The organism is Nocardioides sp. NBC_00368, from assembly GCF_036090055.1.
In the GTDB taxonomy this organism is placed as follows: Bacteria; Actinomycetota; Actinomycetes; order Propionibacteriales; family Nocardioidaceae; genus Nocardioides.
Map to the genome: position 1 here is coordinate 5,540,994 of NZ_CP107970.1, position 18,668 is coordinate 5,559,661.

An 18,668-nucleotide genomic window follows, 5' to 3' on the forward strand; every position below is an offset into this window, starting at 1 on the left:
GGCCGTCCTTGACTCCGTGGCAGGTCGAGAAATACTCGAGGACAGGGTCGGCGGCCCAGACCAGCCCCAAAATTCAGCCCCATACCAACGCCAGACCACGACGCAAACTCGAAGACGACGCGATCAGCGAGAAGCTACTTCACCGTCCGAGCAACCTCAGGAAGCTCCCCAGACTCCCGCAACGAGTCGAGCAGATCCCCAGGAAGGATCCAGACGGTCGCAAGCGGGAACGGCCGCTCACGCAGCATCACCGCGCCGGTGACGAAGGCGGGCTCACCCTCAGGGCACGAGAAGACGATGTCATCGCCCCACTCCCACTCGCGCTCGACGATGGCGGGAAGCATCCACCACATCAGCCAGTTGCGCTCGGAGTTCATCGCGGAGCGGCGGCGGGGGCAGTTGTCGTCGTAGGCGACGACCGCGTCGGGGTGCTCGGCGAGGATCGAGCGAAGGTCGTCGACGACCGGGGTGGCGTGGTCGAAGCGGTCGTGGAACTTGTCGGAGGCCACGTCGGCGACGGCAGAGCCGGCGGTGCCCACGACCAGGACGAGCGCGGTGACGACCACCGAGCGCACCCGGTCGGAGAGCCGCGGGCTGCGCCGGGACAGGGCCGCGAGGAGCGTCCAGATCGCCAACGGCACCAGCGAGCAGAGGGTCGCGATCAGCCAGAAGCGGTTGTCGTTGGTGAAGGACGGGATCGGCCCGGGTTGCGGGAACTGCCCGTCGGGAAGCGCCCACCACCACGGGATCGCGCCCGGGATGTGCGCGGGGGTGGTGTAGGCCCAGGTGGGTGCGTCGGGGGCGACGACGAGGATGGTCACCAGCGAGATCCCGGCGACGATCACCCATGTCCAGACGAAGACCGCGCGGGAGCGTACGGCCTGGATCGCCGCGCACACCCCGGCCAGCACCAGGACCGCGAAGACGGGGTCGATGTAGCGCCCGTAGATCCAGTAGTCGAAGCGCCGCCACTCCATGGTGAACAGCGAGTACTCGTTGCCCCAGTTCAGGCAGCTCAGGACGTACATCGAGCCGGCAGCGATCAGCACGAACCCGGCCGGCCCCACCTGCCGAGAGCGGAGCTCCTTCCAGAACATCGCGGTCACCACGACCAGGCCGACGACCACGACACCGAAGCTGCCGATCATCTGCGTCCAGGCCTCACCGGCGAAGGTGTCGACCCAGTACCGAGGGTTGGCCTGCGTGACCTTCTCGAAGAAGCCCTGCGCCTGGATGAACTTCCATGGCACCAGCTGCGCGTGGAACCAGAGCGCGGCCTTGTTGGCGACCACGGCGAGTCCACCGGTGGCGACCAGTCCGAGGAGGGCGACGAGGGCGACCTGCCGCTTGCGTACGAGGAGGCCGTGCACGAGGAGGCAGATCAGCCAGAGCGCGACCGCGGCGACGAAGACCTGCATCCGGGCGTGGGAGAAGAGGGCCAGCGCGGTGACCAGGCTGAGCAGGAGTACGCCGCGGTAGGTCGGCTTCTCCCAGACCCGGAACGCGACCAGCGTCGCCACGACGACGAGCAGTGTGATCAGTCGCTCGGAGAGGATGTAGTCGGCCTGGATGGCACGTGGCGGCAGGGCCACCACGACGGCACCGGCGACAACACCCTGCGCCGGAGTGACTCCGCTGAGCCGCACCGCGACCCGCGCCAATGGCCAGATCGTGAGCATGCTGATCACCAGACCGACGACGATCGCCATCTGGTAGAAGACGAAGACGTTGGACGTGACCAGCCACAACGGTGCCAGCAGCACACCCCAGCCGGGGTAGTAGCCGGGGGTGTTGAGCTGGGGTGAGTCGAGGCCCAGAACGGTCCGCCCATGGATGACGGTGCCGATCTCGTCGTACATGAACGAGAGGTTGGAACCCCAGGCGATGTAGACGTTGATCGCCAGAGCGACCACGACGGAGACGACAGCGGCGATACGCCAGAACCGATCCACGCCGCGGAACTTATACCCACCTCATAGGCTCTGACGGGTGGACTCCCCGAAGCTGCCCATCCATCTACGAATCATTCAGGATCCCCACGACCGCTCCGGCCACCTGCGCGCCGACGACGGCTGGGTCGACAAGGCTTGGTCTGACGAGACCACGAGGGTCCTCGTGGTCGCCGGCAACAGGGTCGAGCCGTCAGGCAGGACCGGGGTGAGATGGCGTACGCCGGCGGATTCGCCGGAGGGGATCCGGCTGCTCCTCGGCGACACCGCCGACGGGGCCAGGTTCGCGGTGCTCACCGGCCGCGAGGAGGCCGGCGAGACCTGGCGTGACCTGCGCGGGCTCTTCCCCGCACTGCTCGCCGACACCACCGAGGCGAGCTTCCTGATGCACGCGATCGGACTGGCCGAGTGGCACCGGGCGACCCGGTTCTGCTCCCGCTGCGGCGGCGCCCTCGAGCCACGCGCGGCCGGGCACGAGCTGGCCTGCGCAGAGGGACACGTGAGCTTCCCGCGTACCGACCCGGCGGTGATCATGCTGGTGACGGCGGGGGAGCCGGGGAGCGACGAGGAGCGTTGCCTGCTCGGCAACCACACCCGCTGGCCCGCACCCAACTTCTCCACCCTCGCCGGCTTCGTCGAGCCGGGGGAGTCGCTCGAGGACGCGGTCCGTCGCGAGGTCGCCGAGGAGGTCGGCGTACGAGTCGGGCAGGTCGACTACTTCGGCAATCAGCCGTGGCCGCTGCCGGCCAGCCTGATGCTCGGCTTCTTCGGGCGTGCGGCGTCGACCGAGATCACCGTCGACGAGGACGAGATCCGCGAGGCGCGCTGGTTCACCCGTGCCGAGCTCGCCGCGGTCGCGGAGAGCGGCGAGATCAAGCTGCCCAGCGGAATCTCGATCAGCCGATCGCTGGTCGAGGCCTGGTACGGCGGCGAGCTGCCCGGGTCGTGGTGACGGGCGTCAGACCAACTCGGCGAGCTTCGCCTTGACCTGGGCGATCGACGGGTTTGTCATCGCGGTGCCGTCGGAGTAGACGAGGGTGGGGACGGTCTGGTTGCCGCCGTTGACCTGCTCGACGATCTGCGCGGCCTCGGGCACCTGCTCGATGTCGACCTCGTCGAAGGTGATGTCCTCGCGGCCGAGCTGTCCCTTGAGTCGCTGGCAGTATCCACACCAGGGCGTGGTGTACATGGTGAAGCTACTCATCGGGACTCTCCTCATCAGAACTGTCGGTACGAGCCAATACTGTTGACTCGCAAGGCACAACGTTCCCACCCCGAGGAGTTCTTCCCGCCCATGACCCCCGAGTCCCTCCTCGCCGCCCTCGATCCCGAGCAACGCCGGGTGGCGGAGGCTCTGCGCGGCCCGGTCCGGGTGCTGGCGGGTGCGGGGACGGGCAAGACCCGGGCGATCACCCACCGGATCGCCTACGGCGTCGCCAGCGGGGTCTACGCGCCGCAGGAGGTCCTCGCGGTCACCTTCACCACCCGGGCCGCGGGGGAGATGCGGCAGCGGCTGCGCGCCATGGGCGCCGGTGCGGTCCAGGCGCGCACCTTCCACTCCGCCGCCCTTCGCCAGCTGCGGTTCTTCTGGCCGAAGGTCTACGGCACCGAGCTGCCCAACCTGACCGAGTCGAAGATCCCGCTCATCCGCGCGGCCGCGCAGCGCCAGCGGATCAACGTCGACCAGGCCCAGGCGCGCGACCTCGCCTCGGAGATCGAGTGGTCGAAGGTCTCCAACGTCCACCCCGACGACTACCCGAAGTCGGCCGAGGCGCGGGGCCGGGAGGTCGGCGGGCTGACTCCGTCGATGGTGGGACACATCTACGCGGCCTACGAGGACGTCAAGCGCACCCAGGCACGCATGGACATGGAGGACGTGCTGCTGCTGACCGCCGGGCTCCTGGAGCACGACGAGCGGGTCGCGGCGCAGGTCAGGCGGCAATACAAGTGGTTCACCGTCGACGAGTTCCAGGACGTCTCGCCGCTGCAGTCGGCCCTGCTGGACCTGTGGCTGGGCGGACGCAACGAGATCTGCGTCGTCGGCGACCCGGCCCAGACGATCTACACCTTCGCCGGCGCCGACGCGGCCTACCTCCGTGACTTTCCGAAGAAGCACCCCGGCGCCACCTCGGTCGAGCTGGTCCGCAACTACCGCTCCTCGCCCCAGGTGGTGCGGGCGGCCAACAAGATCCTGGAAGGCACGCCCAGCGCGGGTGTCCAGCTGCAGGCGCAGCGCGACGCCGGGCCGGCCGTCGAGCACGTCGAGCAGCCCGACGAGGTCGCCGAGGCCGAGGGCGTCGCCGCCGAGATCCTGCGCCTGCACCAGTCCGGCAAGCCCTACAACGAGATGGCGATCCTGTTCCGGATCAACGCCCAGTCGGAGGCTTACGAGGACGCCCTGACCGCACGCCGGATCCCCTATGTCGTACGCGGCGCCGCCAGGTTCTTCGACCGGCCCGAGGTCCGCGAGGCGGTGACCCGGATCCGGGGCGCGGCGCGAGGTGGCCAGGGAGCCGTGATCGGCGACGAGCTGCTGGAGTCGGTCCACGGGATCCTGGCCGGGATGGGCTGGACCTCGGAGCCGCCGGACGGCCGCGGCCAGACCCGCGACCGCTGGGAGTCGTGGCAGGCACTGATCGACCAGGCGCGTGCCTTTGCCGCCGCCGGCGGCGACCTGGCCGGCCTCGTCGCCGAGCTCGACCGCCGCGCGGCCGAGCAGCATGCCCCGGTGCCGTCGGGAGTGACCTTGGCGACCTTCCATGCCGCCAAGGGACTCGAGTGGGACTCGGTCTTCCTGGTCGGGCTCCAGGACGGCACGATGCCGTTCATCCTCCGAGGTGAGGAGCCGACCCCGGCCGAGATCGAGGAGGAGCGACGTCTGCTCTACGTCGGCCTCACCCGGGCGCGGGTCGACCTGACCCTGTCGTGGGCGCTGGCACGCCAACCGGGCCAGGCCGCCCGGCGCCGACCCTCGCGCTTCCTCGACCCGCTGCGCCCGGCGCGTTCCACGACGCCGGCACGGCGCCCCGGCTCCGGCAAGGCCCGGATGTGCAAGGCCTGCGGAGGGCCGCTCGGTTCGGCGGCCGAGAAGCGGCTGGGCCGACACGAGGGCTGTGACGCGCCCTACGACGAGGAGCTCTACGGCCGGCTGAAGCAGTGGCGCAAGGACACCGCCGAGGCCATCCGCAAGCCCGCCTTCGTGGTCTTCACCGACGCGACCCTGGAGCAGATCGCCGAGCAGAAGCCGGGCACCCTCCAGGATCTGCAGCGCATCGCCGGCATCGGCCGCGGCAAGGTGGAGGCGTACGGCTCGGAAGTCCTTCAGGTGATCTCGGCCGAGGCGTAAAAGTCCTTCACGGAAATTCCTCGAAATCAACGGGTTTAATCGTTTGCGGCCTACCTGCCCCGCCGGTTAGTGTTCTTCCATCAAGTAAAGCCGCGTGCTGCTGAAGCGCGCCCGACAGCCCCGAAGGAGGTGGCCCCAGTGAAGATCAACCAGATCAAGACGCCGATCAATGGCATCGCCATGTCCGCGTGCGGCCACCCCGAGCTGTCCAGCCCGACCTGGGCCACCCCGGCTGCCGGTGCCTTTGCGGGCGCCGGTTACGGCATGCGCGTCGAGGGACTCGTGTCCCCGCAGGCGGATGCCATCAAGGTCAAGTCCCACGGGATTCGAGCCTGGAGCTGTCCGACTACGTAGAACCACGTAGTCACAGCAGCCTCCAGGCCGCGGAACCCGAAACCCGGGATCCGCGGCCTTTCTGTTTCTCAAAACCCGCGATCAGTCACAAAGGAGGTGTACATATGACCAGCATTCTCGAGCCCGAGGTCAAGCTCGGCGTTCTCCACGACCGTGCCAACCGCTACGACGAGGACCTGCTGCCCTGCCGGGCCAACAACCCCGAGCTGTGGTTCGCCGAGTCTCCTGCCGACGTCGAGTTCGCCAAGGCGCTCTGCGCGACCTGCCCCGTGCAGCCGCTCTGCCTCGCCGGCGCCCTCGACCGGCGTGAGCCCTGGGGCGTCTGGGGCGGCCAGCTGCTCCTGCAGGGGAAGGTGATCCCCCGCAAGCGGCCCCGTGGCCGGCCCCGCAAGGACGCCGCCTGATCGACCGAACAACATCGAAGCACAGACCGCCGTTTCAACGACGAAAGGCAACAGCTATGAACACGATCGTGATGACCATGGGCGCAGGAGCCCGCTGACCACCAGGTCGGCTTTCGAAGAGGGACAACAACAGACATGAACACCAACCGAGTACGGAGCACTCAGATGAACTTGCTTTACGAAGACCTGGCGCGCGCGCAAATGTCCGCGCGCCTGGGAGAGGCGCGTGAACTGCGGCGAGGCCACGCCCTCGTCAAGGCCGCTCGCCTGGGCCGCAAGGCCGAGCGAGCCGCCGTCCAGGCGAAGCTGGCTCTTGCCCGCGCGCTGTAAGTCCCCCATGGGACACCAGACCCCACCCCTCTGATCGCGGGTGTGGAAGATGACCGGCCGGTCCGAGAAACCCTCGGACCGGCCGGTCCTACCTTTTCCGGCACCTACCTCCGGCCGGTCAGAGGTCGGTGGCGATGATCCTCTCGATGTTCCGCTCCGCGAGGGCGGTGATCGTGACGAACGGGTTGACGCTCGTGTTGCCGGGGATGAGCGCGCCGTCGATGACGTAGAGACCGTCATAGCCGTGCAGCCGGCCGTAGTTGTCCGTCGCCTTGTTCAGGACCGCACCGCCCAGCGGGTGGTAGGTCAGGTGGTCGCCCCAGATCTTGTTCGTGCCGAACAGATCCGTGCGGTAGATCGTCCCTTCGGTCTTGTTGATCTTGTCGAAGATCGTCTTCGCCATCGTGATCGAGTCCTGCTTCCACGCGGTCTGCCAGGACAGGTCGACCTTGCCGCTGGTCGGGTTGTAGCTGAACGCCGCCCGACGCTGGGTCTTGGTGATCGCGAGATAGAAGGATGCGAACGTCTCGATACCGGTGGGCAACGGCGCGACCTCGGCGAAGGCGCCGCCGGCGTCCCAGTTGTCGATGCCGGAGCACGGGATCGTCGACTGCACGTCACCGGTCGGGTCCCACATGTGGTTGGCGCGTCCGACCATCACGTTGCCGTTGTCGCCCCAGCCCTGGCCGATCTCGCCGTTCAGCGCGGGCAGCGCGCCGGTCGCCTTCAGCTTCACCAGCAGCTTGCTCGTGCCGACGCTGCCGGCCGCGAAGAACACCTTGCCCGCGTTGACCGTCTTCGTCGCCACCACGTCGCCGGTGGTGTTGATCTGTTCCAGGACGACGTCGTACCCACCGGACGCGGCGGGCCGGACCGACGTGGCTCGGTGCAGCGAGGAGATCGTGACCTTCCCGGTGGCGGCTGCCTGAGCGAGGTAGGTCTTCGGCAGCGTCCTCTTGCCGTGGTTGTTGCCGTAGATGACCTCCTGGGCCAGGGCCGACTTCGGGACGCTGCCGTTGTCCTCGGCCACCATGTAGTTCCAGTCGTAGACGTCCGGGACGAACGTCCACGCGAAACCCGAGCGCTGAGCGTGCTTCCGGCCCACGCGGGAGTACTGGTAGTACGAGGTCCGTTCGAACCAGTCGGGGTCGACCGATCCGACGCCGAGGGCGGCATTGGCGCGCGGGTAGTAGGTCGAGTACATCTCCGCGGCATCCACCGAGGGCAGGATGGTTCCGAAGTTCTCCCGCTTCGGGGTGACGGCCATGCCTCCGTTGACGAGCGAGCCGCCACCGACTCCTCGTCCCTGGTAGACGGAGATGCCGGCGAAGTCCTCGGCGTCCAGGATGCCGGCGTACTTCGGGACGTCCTTGTCGATGGGGAACCCCAGGAAGTTGCTGAGCGGCTGTTTGGTCCGGGTCCGCATCCAGAAGGACCGATAGTCCGGAGCGCTCACCTTCGGATGGATCTTGCCGTCCGGGCCGGGCGCGACCGTGGCCCAGTCCTGGCCCATCTCGACCATGTGGACGTTGATGCCGGCCTGGGCCAGACGCAGGGCCGCGACCGAGCCGCCGTAGCCGGTGCCGATGACCAGCACCGGCACCTGCGCGCCGTTGCCGATCGACGATGCGGCTGCTGACGCCCACGTCGGGCTGGTTCCGAATGCTCCTCCCAGCATCCCGACCCCAGCCAGCGAGCCCGCGCCGAGCACGAATCCCCGGCGCGAGAGCCCGCGCGACCGGTCGTGTCGTGGTGTGTTGCTCAAGATGACCTCCCTTTTCATCACTGATTGCTAGAACATGTTCTAGTATGCCGGTGGGGGTGTCAGGGGTTTCGCAACATTCACGCAGAGCGACAGGGAGGTCGCATGGTCACCGCATGCGTATGGGGCACGGGAAACATCGGTCGACTCGCCATCCGGGCCGTCGACGCACATCCACGACTCGAGCTCACCGATGTGCTCGTCCACGACCCGGCGAAGGTCGGTCGCGACGCGGGTGATCTCGGAGAGGTCGGCCGTGACCTCGGCGTCGCCGCCACCGACGACATCGACGCGGTGCTCGCGACGCGCCCGGAGGCCATCGTGTACGCCGCGTCCGGCGACATCCGTCCGGACGAGGCCCTCGCTGACATCGTGCGAGCGCTCCGGTCCGGCGCCGTGGTCGTCACGCCCGCGCTCTACGCGCTGTACGACCAGCGCAACGCTCCGGCGGAGATGCGTGAGCCGGTGCTGGCCGCGATCGCCGAGGGCGGCGGGTCACTCCTGGTCTCGGGGGTCGACCCGGGCTGGGCGAACGACGTGCTGCCGCTGCTGGTCAGCGGTCTGGGCAGCACCGTCGACGTTGTCCGGTGCCAGGAGATCTTCGACTACTCCACCTACGACCAGCCCGACTCCGTCCGCTATCTCGTCGGAATGGGCCAGCCGATGGACTACGACGCCCCGATGCTCGCCGAGACCGTGCCGACCATGGTGTGGGGCGGCCAGGTCAGGCTGATCGCCCGCGGGCTCGAGGTCGAGCTCGACGAGATCCGGGAGACGGTCGAGCGGCTGCCACTTGACGAGACCGTGACGACCGCGTCGATGGGGGAGTTCGAGAAGGGCACCCAAGGTGCGGTGCGCTTCGAGGTCCAGGGGATCGTCGGCGGCGAGCCGCTCATCGTCGTCGAGCACGTCACCCGCATCCATCCCTCGTGTGCCCCGCACTGGCCGACGCCGCCCGACGGCGACGGCGCCCACCGGGTGATCATCGAGGGCGACCCGCGGATCGAGGTGACGGTCGAGGCGACCGACAAGGGCGGCAACCGAGCAGCGGGCGGAAACGCGACCGCGGTCGGACGGCTGGTCGGCGCGATCGAATGGCTCATCGACGCAGGCCCTGGACTCTACGACGCGCTGGATGTTCCGCTGCGCCCGGCGACCGGCAGGCTCGGTGCGGCCAAGGCCGTCCAGGAAGGTGTGAACGCATGATCATCGACGTCCCCGAAGGGCAGGACCCGATCGCGTACGTCTGGGGCCAGATGGTGCCCGGGATCGGCCCGGCCGCGGCCGGTCTCTCGCTCGCGGTCTACGAGCACACCACGCTCGGGCTCCGCGAGTTCGAGGCCGCCCGGCTGCGGATCGCGCAGATCAACGGCTGCGTGTTCTGCCTCGACTGGCGCACCGAACGTGACGGCCAGAAGGTCGAGGAGTCGTTCGCCGAGGCGGTGGAGGAATGGCGTACGACGGACGCGTTCGACGACCGCACGCGGCTTGCCGCGGAGTACGCGGAGCGCTACGCGAGCGACCACCACGGGATCGACCAGGCCTTCTGGGACCGGATGTCGGCCCACTACACCGATGCCGAGATCGTCGAGCTGAGCATGTGCCTCGGGTCCTGGCTGGCCTTCGGCCGGCTCAACCACGTCCTGGGTCTCGACACCGCCTGCATGCTGCCTGTCCGGAGGTAACACGGCCCTGACAATCAGGTGATGCAGAATTTCGGTGTTGCGCCCTCTGAACCGCAGGATTTCGACCTATCGTTGAGGCATGAAGACCTGCGATTTCTGCGGATGCTACGAGGCCGACCCCAACCGCCTCCTCGCATGGACCACCGCGGTTGAGCGTGGGCGTGCGAAGTCGTTCTGCGAGGCCTGCTCGCGACGTCACGTGCGCTCCATGGAAGCCAAGCTCGACTCCGACTGGTGGGCCTGAGACACCAGGAGGTCACGCGCGCGGACGACGCCTGCTGCGCGCCACCCCAGCACGCACCCGGCGGCGTTGTCGTCGGTCGACGGCCAACACCGGGCCGCCTCCCTCCTCCGCCTTGCCGGGCACGCACTGGATCGGCGCTCGCGACGCCGTCGCCGGCGCGCGTGACCTCCTCACATCCGTTGTGGCGCCTCGATGCCGAGGAGCCCGAGTCCCTCTGACAGCACTCGCCGGGTCACCTCGCACAACGCGAGCCGGGTCTGCCTGACCTCACCGTCCGCCTTGAGCACGGGACAGTTCTCGTAGAAGGTGGTCAGCGCGGTCGCCAGACCGTAGAGGTACGCCGTGAGGTGATGCGGCTCCAAGGTGTCCGCGACCTTGGCGACCACGGCTGCGAAACCGGCCAACTCCAGCGCGAGCCGCTGCTCGGCCGCGTGGGACAGGCTGCCGACGGCGCGATGTCCTGAGCTCGTCGAAGGGTACGTCTGCTGCGGTGCCCGCGTGAGGATGCTGCACACCCGGGCGTGGGCGTACTGCAGATACGGGCCGGTCTCGCCGGTGGTGGCCGACATCCGGGCGACGTCGAAGACATAGTCCCGGGCCAGGTGGTTGGAGAGGTCGGCGTACTTCACGGCGGCGTTGGCCACGGCGCGTACGACCTCGGGATTGTCGTAGCGCGCGGCGACGGCCTCCTCGGCGTCGTCGAGGAGCGAGGTGAGCGTGACCGTCTCGCCCGAACGGGTCTTGAAGGGGCGGCCGTCGGGACCGAGCACGGTGCCGAAGCTGATGTGCTGGACCTCCACCGAGTCGGGCAGCCAGCCGGCGGCGCGAGCGACGGCGAAGACCATGTCGAAGTGGTGGCTCTGCCGGTGGTCGACCACGTAGACGACCCGGTCGACCGCCAGATCGTCGACCCGATGCCGGATCGTGGCGAGGTCGGTGGCGGCGTACCCGAACCCGCCGTCGGCCTTCCGCACGATCAACGGCAGCGGTGCGCCGTCGCGACCGGTGAAGCCGTCGGGGTAGACGACGAGGGCACCGGCCGACTCGGTCAGCAGACCCGATGCCCGAAGGTCGTCGACGACGCCGGGAAGCTGCGGGTTGTAGCGGCTCTCGCCGTCGAAGTCGTCCCTGGTCAGCAGTACGCCGAGCCGGCTGTAGGTGGCGTCGAACTCGGCCATCGAGGCGTCGACGAGCGCCTGCCAGAGCGCGAGCGTGGTCGGGTCGCCGGACTGCAGCGCGACCACCCGGCGCCGGGCGGAGCCGGCGAAGCCCGGGTCGTCGTCGAAACGCGCCTTGGCCCGCTGGTAGAGGGCGAGCAGCTCGCTCATCTCCAGGTCGGCGACGGCCGCGGGGTCATGGAGATCCTCACCGAGCAGCTCCTCGACCAGCATCCCGAACTGGGTGCCCCAGTCGCCGAGGTGGTTCTGCCGCACCACCTCGTGGCCGGCGTAGGCCAGCACCCTGGCCAGGGCGTCGCCGATGACCGTGGAACGCAGGTGGCCGACGTGCATCTGCTTGGCGACGTTGGGGGAGGAGTAGTCGACGACGACCCGTTGCGGTGCCGCCGGTGTGGGGACGCCCAGGTGGGGGTCGGTCAGCAGGTCGCCGACGGCCTCGCCGAGGACGGCGGGGGACCAGGTGAGGTTGAGGAACCCGGCGCCGGCCAGCTCGGCGGTGGCGAGATCGCCGAGGTGGACGGCATCGAGGAGGCGGGCGCCGATCTCCCGCGGGGCCAGGCCGAGCGGACCGGCCAGCCGCAGCGGGAGGTTGGACTGGAGGTGCCCGAACTCGGGCCGGGTGGCCGGGCGCAGCTCGGGATCGATGCCGGCGTAAGCGTCGCCGAAGCAGGTGACGACGGCGTTCTGAAGGTGTGCGGACAGGGCAAGGGTGTGCTCGTGCACGAGAGGGTCCTAGGAGGTGAAGAGGGCAGGCTGACGCGAGGGCGGGGTCAGAGACCCATGCCTCGTCGTCGCAGCGCGCTCTTCGTGACCATGTCCGCAAGGGTGCCGGAGCTGCGAGTCGAAAATCAAGCCGGTTCGCCCGTCTCCGCCCTCGCCGAGGCGATCAGGTCCCACGCGCAGCCGCAGTAGGGATGTCGCAGCCATGCTCGGACGGTGGGCTCGTCGTCGCGGGTGAGGATCACCGAGGTCGACCACGATGCCGGGGTGCGCCCGGCGAGGTAGGTGCGGGCGTCGCGTACGGCCCAGGAGAGCGCCAGCGACCGCAGCAGCGCATCGCTCGGCACCTCGTTGCCGACGAGCTGGCTCACGACCACCGCCCGTCGGTCGTCCTCCTCGGCGAGAGTCGCGTCGACGCAACGCAGGCAGGCGGTGACGCCGGGAACGACCAACGGGCCCACGGTCCAGGTGTCGGGGCCGCTCTCGACGACGAGGTGTGCCCGGCCCTCGCGCACCATCTCGTCGGTTCGCTCGCGGTGCAGCGGTCCCTCCGAGAGGAGGATCACGAGATCCGGGGCGCCGGAGGTCGCCCCGGGCGCCCCGATCAGCGCCCGTGCCGCCGAGACCATCGCCGGCGGTCCGTCGAAGCCGACCCGTGGTGGCGGCTCGCTGCGCTCGGCGTCGATCAGCAGTCCGGCGTTGGCGAGCTGCTGCATCGCATGCCGCCCGGGCAGATGATCGGGCTCGGTCGCTCGGCCGGCGGCGAGGTCGGTCAGCAGGCGGCGTACCTCCACGCTGTCCTGCACGATCGCCCGCCGCGGCGGGTCGATGCCGATCTGAAGTCGGGTCTCATCACGTCGTACGGCCACATACCCCGGCCGAATCCGGTAGCGCGTGCTCATGCCAGGGAGTCTCACACCGCCCGAGATTCCCTGCATCAACAATCCACAGCCCCTGTGGATAACGTGCCGAGACGTCGCTCGCGTCGGTCGAGTCGGCACCAGCGTGACGCTTCGGCCGACGGGGCCGACGCCTCGGCAAAACGTGGCAGCGGCGCCGCCGGACTTGCCGGGGGCGCCGCCGCGAGTCGTGCACTGGTAGGTCTCGAGCTGCGCTGGGCTAGCGCTCCGGGAAGCGTGGATCTCGACCCGCTTCGCGGGTTCGCAGGCTCACCCGCTGCGCTCGCTCGATCCCCTCGCGTTGCGACCCCGCTCCTTCGTCGCGGGGTCGCAGGCTCGGGCTCAGGCCTTACCGAGGATGCGGTTGAGGTTGGTGCTGCAGACGGGGCAGACGGCCTTGGCCATCTTGGTGCCCTTGTCGTTCACCCGGATCTCACCGGTCGCCTCGCGCTTCTCCTTGCACTTCACGCAGTAGAACTCGCCGCTCCAGGTCTCCGCCATGACGGCCTCCTTGCCTATGTGTAACTGGTCGTCGCGACGGGGTTGTCAGGGAAGCCCGTCGGAAGCTCGTCATGACGAGCCGACTCGACCCTACGACACGCGGCGCTTTCTGCGGCAACACGGGCTGTCGAGCGAGTGTCGGCGTGTTGGCGTCATACCGGGGGATTCTGGGGTTTCGAGGACGCATCGAAGGTCTGTCGAAGGCTCCCGCGACGTCGGGGAGGCGACCCGAAAACTGGAGGGACCCCCGGTGCCTGGATCGTCCTTCGCCTTCCCCTTGCGAAGGCCGTCCGGCGGCGCCGGGGGTCCCACTGACATCGAACTTAAAGAGGATGTGGGAGCCCGTCAACGTCCGACTCCGCGAGCCTTGTGGACAAGATGTGGACAACCCCGCTTTGCTTGGGGACAGCCGGTGGAAGACATGCCCGTTCCTGTGGGTAACCAGGGTGAACGGATGGAGAATGATCGGTTGAATACAGACTGTGACCTGCGAAAATCATTCTCCACCGGCTGTGGAGGAGAAAAATAGTTGGAGGAAGATTTGGTAGGCGAGGCGTTGTCGCCCGTCGCAGCCCTGCGACGGATCGCGTTCCTGCTCGAGCGCGGCCGTGAGGACAGCTACAAGGTGAAGGCCTTCCGCACCGCGGCGGCCGCGATCCTTCCGCTCCCCGAGGAGGAGGTACGCCGCCGTGCGACCGAGGGCACCCTGACGGAGCTGAGCGGGGTCGGAGCGAGCACGGCCAAGGTCATCTCCGAGGCCGCGCGTGGCGAGGTGCCGCAGCGGCTGGCGGACACCGAGCGGGTCCACGGCGGTCCGCTGACCGAGGGCGCGGCGGGGGAGGGGCTGCGGAGCAGGCTCCGTGGCGATCTGCACAGCCACTCCGACTGGTCCGACGGCGGCTCCCCGATCGAGGAGATGGCCTTCACCGCGATCGAGCTGGGTCACGAATACCTGGTGCTCACCGACCACAGTCCGCGTCTGACGGTCGCCAACGGGCTCAGTGCCGCCCGCCTGGAACGCCAGCTCGGTGTCGTCGACGCGGTCAACGACCACCTCGCCGGACACGGGTTCACCCTGCTGAAGGGGATCGAGGTCGATATCCTCGACGACGGCAGCCTCGACCAGACCGACGAGATGCTCGCCAAGCTCGAGCTCCGTGTCGCCAGCGTCCACTCCAAGCTGAAGATGGACAAGGAGCTGATGACCAGACGGATGGTCACCGCGGTCTCCACGACGCGGATGAACGTGCTCGGCCACTGCACGGGCCGGCTGGTCACCGGCAATCGCGGCACCCGGCCCGGAAGCCAGTTCGACGCGCGCAAGGTGTTCGAGGCGTGCGCGGAGCACGGCGTCGCGGTCGAGATCAACTCCAGGCCCGAGCGGAGAGACCCTCCGACCAAGCTTCTCGAGCTCGCTCGCGACGTCGGTTGCCTCTTCTCGATCGACTCGGACGCGCATGCTCCGGGGCAGCTCGACTTCCTCGTTCTGGGATGCGAACGGGCCGAGGCGGCGGGTATCGAAGAGGAACGGATCATCAACACCTGGCCGCGGGACCGCCTGCTGGCCTGGGCGAACAGGTAGTTTTTTGACCTATGGACGGCCCGGAGATCGAGGTACGGCGCAGCAAGCGGCGTCGGCGTACGGTCTCTGCCTACCGTGACGGCGACCGGATCATCGTGATGATCCCGGCCGCGATGTCGCAGCGCGAGGAGGCCGAATGGGTCGAGCAGATGGTCGCTCGGCTGGAGAAGGCCGAACGGCGCCGCAAACCCAGCGACGATGACCTGATGCGACGATCGGCCGCCCTGAGCGACCAGTACTTCGGCGGTCTGGCCAAGCCGGACTCGGTCCGCTGGGTCGACAACCAGAACAGTCGCTGGGGTTCCTGCACTCCCGGTGACCGCTCGATCCGGCTGAGCGACCGGCTGCGGGGCATGCCGGGCTGGGTCGTCGACTACGTGCTCGTCCACGAGCTGGCCCACCTCTTCGAGGCCAAGCACAACGAGGCCTTCTGGGCCTGGGTCGATCGCTACCCCCAGGCCGAGCGCGCCAAGGGCTATCTGGCCGGCTGGTCTGCCGCCGCCAAGCTCCCCGCCCCTCCGGGCGAGGAGGACGACGTCGACGCGGACGACCAGGTCGACTAGAGCCGCGCCTGCGCGAGCTTGATGAGCTCGATCAGGTCGTCCTCGGGATCGGGGACACCGTCGACCGGCCACCAACGTACGTCGAGGGACTCCTCGCTCACCTCCGGAACCGCACCGGAGGGGGCGACGGCCATGAAGCGCACGTCGAGGTGGTGGACGTCGCCGGACGGAGCGCAGAAGGGCACCGGGTGCTCGGAGAGCTGCACCAGCCCGGGCAACGGCACCAGGTCCGACACGCCCGACTCCTCACGCAGCTCGCGGGCCGCGGCCGCCCACAGGGTCGGGTCGTCCTGCTCGAGATGTCCACCGAACTGGAACCAGCGCCGCGCCTTGCGGTGATGGGTCAGCAGCACCGAGGAGCCGTCGTCGGAGAGCACCACGCACGAGGCGGTCAGGTGGTCGGGGACGCACGACTTGAAGACCCCGGTGGGCTCGGCCTCGAGGTGGGCGACGTACCGCTGCCGCAAGGTCTCCTGCAGAGCCGACGGAGCACCCCACGCCCGCAGGGTCGCGAGCGCGTCAGCGTTCAGGCTCACTCCTCGCCCGGGCTGTCGGAGTCGGTCCCGCCGAGCAGCTTCTTGAGCTCCTCGTCGAAGTCGATCGACTCGACGTCGGGGGCCTCGGCGCCCTCGCGGAAGCCGAGCGGGTCGTCGAGATCTGCCGAGGTGGGCAGCAGCGCCGGCGACATCCAGACGCCGTCGCGGGCCTCGATGCCCTGCCGGGTGCGCAGCGATCCCCACAGCGCGGCCGCGTCCCGCAGGCGTCGCGGACGAAGCTCGAGGCCGACCAGGGTCGCGAAGGTCTGCTCGGCCGGACCGCCGGCAGCGCGGCGGCGGCGTACGGCCTCCTGCAACTGCGCCGCGACCGGCATCCGCTCGGCGGTGGCCAGGGCGACGACCTCGTCGACCCAGCCCTCCACGAGCGCCAGCACGATCTCGAGCCGCTCCAGCGCGGCCTTCTGCACCGGCGAGTCGGGCACCTCGAACATGCCTTCCTCGAACATGTTCTGCAGCTGCGAGGGGTCCTGCATCGCGGAGAGGTCGAGGCCGCGCATCTGCTCCTCGATCCGCTGCTGCATGGCCTCCATGTTGAGCTCGACGCCCTGCGCGTAGTCGGTGACGGCGGTGACGACGTGGTCACGCAGCCACGGCACGCCGGCGAAGAGCCGCTGGTGGGCCGCCTCGCGCAGGGCCAGGAAGAGCAGCACGTCGTCGGTGCTGACCCCCAGTCCTTCGGCGAAGGGCGCGACGTTGACCGGGAGCAGCGCCGCTTGGCCGGTCTCGGCCAGCGGGATGCCGATGTCGGAGACCGAGATGACCTCGCCGGCGAGGTGGCCGAGGCCGGTGCCGGCCTGGTTCGCGTACAACGCGCCCATCGCCTTGCCGACGAACCCGATCATCGGGCCCATCTGCGCCTTCATCTCCTCGGGCAGCTGACCGCTCATCGCGGCCGCCGTCGAGGCGGCGACCGGCTCGATCAGCGGCTTCCACGCGTCCAGCGTGTTGACCAGCCACTCGGCCTTGGACCAAGCGGTGGCGGACTTCACGCCGGACGGGAACGAGGTGGTTTCCTCCAACCAGTGGTCGGCCAGCTGGATCGCGTCGGCGACCGCGTCCTTCTGCTTCTGAGAAGGCGTCGGGTCGGGCGTGGACGCGGCGACCTTTCGGGCGAGGTCCATCGCGACGTCCCAGTTCAGCGGGCCGTCATAGGGCTGTAGCAGCGACTGGATCTGACCGAAGATCTGGCTCAGGTCAGGCATGCCGCCGGGGCCGCCGCCGACGCCGCCGATGGGGAAACCACCGAAGAACGCTTCAAAGGGCGTGCCCTTGAAGGGGTTCTCCGGCTCCTCCGGCTCGTCGGGGCCACCTGGGGTCTGACTCATGTGTCCAGCCTACGCGGTTACGGAAGCCCGCTGTCAGCAAGCACTACGCTGGTCCCATGGCTGAACCGAAGAAAGGCGCTGTCAAGCTTCTGGACATCCGGGAGACCCCTCTCGATGTCACCGAGGTGATGGACGCGCTCGACGACGACGCATCCGGCGGGGTGACTCTCTTCGTCGGCCGCGTACGTGACCACGACGGGGGCAAGGGCGTGACCGGCCTCGACTACCAGGCCCATCCCACCGCCCTCGCGCGCCTGACCGAGGTCGCCGAGAAGGTCGCCGCCGACCACGGCGTCGCGGGCGTCGCCGCCGTCCACCGCACCGGCCACCTCGACATCGGCGACATCGCGGTCATCGTCGCCACCGCCTCCGGCCACCGCGGCGAGGCCTTCGCCGCCTCCCGCGACCTCATCGACACCCTCAAGGCCGAGGTGCCCATCTGGAAGCACCAGGTCTTCACCGACGGCACGGACGAGTGGGTCGGCGCGCCGTAATTTTGCGATTGCTTCGCAATTCGCGAGCGCCTGCGCTTGATCCTCGTCTTCCTCCGCTGCGCTCAGTCGCTTCGCTCCCTCGCTCCGCTGCGTCCAGACGAGGAGCGCTCCGGCGCTGTACTTGTGGCGATTGCTTCGCAATTCGCGCAGCGCTGTACTTATGGCGATTGCTTCGCAATCGCGAGCGCCTGCGCTTGATCCTCGTCTTCCTCCGCTTCGTTCGTCGCTGCGCTCCTCACTGCGCTGCGTCCAGACGAGGAGCGCTCCGGCGCTGTACTTGTGGCGATTGCTTCGCAATTCGCGCAGCGCCTGCGCTTGATCCTCGTCTTCCTCCGCTGCGCTCAGTCGCTTCGCTCCCTCGCTCCGCTGCGTCCAGACGAGGAGCGCTCCGGCGCTGGGTTGTCGGCGATTGCTTCGTGATTCGTGGTGTGCTCGGGCGGCTGAGGCGGCTCGGGGTCGGCGCGCCATGATGCGCGGCGTTGGGGTGACCAAATAGGCTGCGTACGTGGACATCCTGCTGTGGCTCGTGCCGTCCGCGGTCATCACCGTGCTGGCGATGGCCTGGGTCGCGTTCCTCGGACGTGAGGGGCGCGAGCAGGACCGCGAAGAGGTCGTACGCCGCCTCGGGATCGCGCTCGAGAAGGAGAAGACGCGCGAGCGCTCGAGAAGGTACGCAGCGCCTCAACCGCCGCCCGACAGGTCGACCGGAGTCGCGGTCCGTGTCAACCGCGACGCCTCTTAGGGTGCACTTGGTCTTGAATGAGAAGGTGACGCT

Annotated in this window: 20 protein-coding genes; 12 read left to right on the plus strand and 8 right to left on the minus strand. The window is 68.8% G+C overall.

Annotation, left to right across the window (positions count from 1 at the left end; genetic code table 11):
* Positions 1-134: 134 nt before the first annotated feature.
* Positions 135-1,952 carry a hypothetical protein gene (locus OG984_RS26510; RefSeq protein ID WP_328529089.1) on the minus strand — a complete coding sequence of 606 codons (1,818 nt, stop codon included), beginning with the start codon at positions 1,950-1,952 and terminating at the stop codon, positions 135-137.
* 37 nt (positions 1,953-1,989) lie between these two features.
* On the opposite strand from OG984_RS26510, the gene nudC reads away from it, so the two are divergent.
* On the plus strand, positions 1,990-2,901 hold the full coding sequence (gene nudC / locus OG984_RS26515) for an NAD(+) diphosphatase (RefSeq protein ID WP_328529090.1): 912 nt from the start codon (positions 1,990-1,992) through the stop codon (positions 2,899-2,901).
* A gap of 6 nt (positions 2,902-2,907) precedes the next feature.
* Here nudC and OG984_RS26520 read toward each other — a convergent pair whose 3' ends face one another.
* Positions 2,908-3,153, minus strand: coding sequence for a mycoredoxin (locus OG984_RS26520; protein ID WP_045551315.1), 246 nt, complete (start codon positions 3,151-3,153; stop codon positions 2,908-2,910).
* A 90-nt stretch (positions 3,154-3,243) separates the two neighbouring features.
* Between OG984_RS26520 and OG984_RS26525 the strand changes: the two genes are divergently transcribed.
* The 4 genes from OG984_RS26525 to OG984_RS26540 all read left to right on the plus strand — a co-directional run bounded on the left by OG984_RS26525 (position 3,244) and on the right by OG984_RS26540 (position 6,383).
* Positions 3,244-5,295, plus strand: a complete 2,052-nt coding sequence (locus OG984_RS26525; protein WP_328529091.1) for an ATP-dependent DNA helicase UvrD2 — start codon at positions 3,244-3,246, stop codon at positions 5,293-5,295.
* A 138-nt stretch (positions 5,296-5,433) separates the two neighbouring features.
* Complete coding sequence (locus tag OG984_RS26530) at positions 5,434-5,649, plus strand: hypothetical protein (RefSeq protein WP_328529092.1); 216 nt, start codon at positions 5,434-5,436, stop codon at positions 5,647-5,649.
* A 104-nt stretch (positions 5,650-5,753) separates the two neighbouring features.
* A complete protein-coding gene (locus OG984_RS26535) occupies positions 5,754-6,053 on the plus strand; it encodes a WhiB family transcriptional regulator (protein ID WP_008364199.1) in 300 nt (99 codons plus the stop codon).
* A gap of 165 nt (positions 6,054-6,218) precedes the next feature.
* The gene (locus OG984_RS26540) at positions 6,219-6,383 is read left to right on the plus strand and encodes a hypothetical protein (protein ID WP_229788002.1); all 165 of its coding nucleotides are present in this window, start codon (positions 6,219-6,221) and stop codon (positions 6,381-6,383) included.
* Positions 6,384-6,501: 118 nt separating this feature from the next.
* Here OG984_RS26540 and OG984_RS26545 read toward each other — a convergent pair whose 3' ends face one another.
* Entirely contained in the window at positions 6,502-8,148 is a 1,647-nt protein-coding gene (locus tag OG984_RS26545; protein ID WP_328529093.1) for a GMC oxidoreductase, read from the minus strand.
* 102 nt (positions 8,149-8,250) lie between these two features.
* On the opposite strand from OG984_RS26545, the gene OG984_RS26550 reads away from it, so the two are divergent.
* From OG984_RS26550 to OG984_RS26560, 3 genes are all read left to right on the plus strand, one after another.
* A complete protein-coding gene (locus OG984_RS26550; protein ID WP_328529094.1) occupies positions 8,251-9,351 on the plus strand; it encodes an NAD(P)H-dependent amine dehydrogenase family protein in 1,101 nt (366 codons plus the stop codon).
* Positions 9,348-9,830: a carboxymuconolactone decarboxylase family protein gene (locus tag OG984_RS26555; RefSeq protein ID WP_328529095.1), complete on the plus strand. Its 483-nt coding sequence runs from the start codon at positions 9,348-9,350 to the stop codon at positions 9,828-9,830. The genes OG984_RS26550 and OG984_RS26555 overlap by 4 nt, the downstream gene beginning before the upstream one ends.
* A gap of 79 nt (positions 9,831-9,909) precedes the next feature.
* Positions 9,910-10,074, plus strand: coding sequence for a hypothetical protein (locus OG984_RS26560; RefSeq protein ID WP_179659503.1), 165 nt, complete (start codon positions 9,910-9,912; stop codon positions 10,072-10,074).
* A 170-nt stretch (positions 10,075-10,244) separates the two neighbouring features.
* Here OG984_RS26560 and argS read toward each other — a convergent pair whose 3' ends face one another.
* The 3 genes from argS to OG984_RS26575 all read right to left on the minus strand — a co-directional run bounded on the left by argS (position 10,245) and on the right by OG984_RS26575 (position 13,372).
* Entirely contained in the window at positions 10,245-11,954 is a 1,710-nt protein-coding gene (argS, locus tag OG984_RS26565) for an arginine--tRNA ligase (RefSeq protein ID WP_328532394.1), read from the minus strand.
* Positions 11,955-12,100: 146 nt separating this feature from the next.
* On the minus strand, positions 12,101-12,874 hold the full coding sequence (locus tag OG984_RS26570; protein ID WP_328529096.1) for a hypothetical protein: 774 nt from the start codon (positions 12,872-12,874) through the stop codon (positions 12,101-12,103).
* A gap of 339 nt (positions 12,875-13,213) precedes the next feature.
* The gene (locus tag OG984_RS26575; protein ID WP_091051197.1) at positions 13,214-13,372 is read right to left on the minus strand and encodes a DUF5679 domain-containing protein; all 159 of its coding nucleotides are present in this window, start codon (positions 13,370-13,372) and stop codon (positions 13,214-13,216) included.
* A 556-nt stretch (positions 13,373-13,928) separates the two neighbouring features.
* On the opposite strand from OG984_RS26575, the gene OG984_RS26580 reads away from it, so the two are divergent.
* Together OG984_RS26580 and OG984_RS26585 are read left to right on the plus strand one after the other, a co-directional pair.
* A complete protein-coding gene (locus OG984_RS26580; protein WP_328529097.1) occupies positions 13,929-14,954 on the plus strand; it encodes a PHP domain-containing protein in 1,026 nt (341 codons plus the stop codon).
* Between the two features lie 11 nt (positions 14,955-14,965).
* A complete protein-coding gene (locus OG984_RS26585; RefSeq protein WP_328529098.1) occupies positions 14,966-15,517 on the plus strand; it encodes a M48 metallopeptidase family protein in 552 nt (183 codons plus the stop codon).
* On the opposite strand, the gene OG984_RS26590 is transcribed toward OG984_RS26585, so the two are convergent.
* Both OG984_RS26590 and OG984_RS26595 read right to left on the minus strand, forming a co-directional pair.
* Positions 15,514-16,053, minus strand: coding sequence for an NUDIX hydrolase (locus tag OG984_RS26590; protein ID WP_328529099.1), 540 nt, complete (start codon positions 16,051-16,053; stop codon positions 15,514-15,516). The two genes, OG984_RS26585 and OG984_RS26590, sit on opposite strands and share 4 nt — an antisense overlap.
* Complete coding sequence (locus tag OG984_RS26595; RefSeq protein ID WP_328529100.1) at positions 16,050-17,399, minus strand: zinc-dependent metalloprotease; 1,350 nt, start codon at positions 17,397-17,399, stop codon at positions 16,050-16,052. The genes OG984_RS26590 and OG984_RS26595 overlap by 4 nt, the downstream gene beginning before the upstream one ends.
* 56 nt (positions 17,400-17,455) lie before the next feature.
* Between OG984_RS26595 and OG984_RS26600 the strand changes: the two genes are divergently transcribed.
* Both OG984_RS26600 and OG984_RS26605 read left to right on the plus strand, forming a co-directional pair.
* Positions 17,456-17,893, plus strand: a complete 438-nt coding sequence (locus OG984_RS26600) for a molybdenum cofactor biosynthesis protein MoaE (protein WP_165113993.1) — start codon at positions 17,456-17,458, stop codon at positions 17,891-17,893.
* 505 nt (positions 17,894-18,398) lie between these two features.
* Positions 18,399-18,635 carry a hypothetical protein gene (locus OG984_RS26605; RefSeq protein WP_160027430.1) on the plus strand — a complete coding sequence of 79 codons (237 nt, stop codon included), beginning with the start codon at positions 18,399-18,401 and terminating at the stop codon, positions 18,633-18,635.
* The last annotated feature ends 33 nt before the right edge of the window (positions 18,636-18,668 follow it).

Bases quoted from the DNA above. Each gene is read 5' to 3' on its own strand.
- OG984_RS26525 (WP_328529091.1), top strand. From the start codon at position 3,244: ATGACCCCCGAGTCCCTCCTCGCCGCCCTCGATCCCGAGCAACGCCGG.
- OG984_RS26520 (WP_045551315.1), bottom strand. From the start codon at position 3,153: ATGAGTAGCTTCACCATGTACACCACGCCCTGGTGTGGATACTGCCAG.
- OG984_RS26600 (WP_165113993.1), top strand. From the start codon at position 17,456: ATGGCTGAACCGAAGAAAGGCGCTGTCAAGCTTCTGGACATCCGGGAG.
- OG984_RS26570 (WP_328529096.1), bottom strand. From the start codon at position 12,874: ATGAGCACGCGCTACCGGATTCGGCCGGGGTATGTGGCCGTACGACGT.
- OG984_RS26575 (WP_091051197.1), bottom strand. From the start codon at position 13,372: ATGGCGGAGACCTGGAGCGGCGAGTTCTACTGCGTGAAGTGCAAGGAG.
- OG984_RS26555 (WP_328529095.1), top strand. From the start codon at position 9,348: ATGATCATCGACGTCCCCGAAGGGCAGGACCCGATCGCGTACGTCTGG.
- OG984_RS26595 (WP_328529100.1), bottom strand. From the start codon at position 17,399: ATGAGTCAGACCCCAGGTGGCCCCGACGAGCCGGAGGAGCCGGAGAAC.
- OG984_RS26585 (WP_328529098.1), top strand. From the start codon at position 14,966: ATGGACGGCCCGGAGATCGAGGTACGGCGCAGCAAGCGGCGTCGGCGT.
- OG984_RS26535 (WP_008364199.1), top strand. From the start codon at position 5,754: ATGACCAGCATTCTCGAGCCCGAGGTCAAGCTCGGCGTTCTCCACGAC.
- OG984_RS26560 (WP_179659503.1), top strand. From the start codon at position 9,910: ATGAAGACCTGCGATTTCTGCGGATGCTACGAGGCCGACCCCAACCGC.
- OG984_RS26550 (WP_328529094.1), top strand. From the start codon at position 8,251: ATGGTCACCGCATGCGTATGGGGCACGGGAAACATCGGTCGACTCGCC.
- OG984_RS26540 (WP_229788002.1), top strand. From the start codon at position 6,219: ATGAACTTGCTTTACGAAGACCTGGCGCGCGCGCAAATGTCCGCGCGC.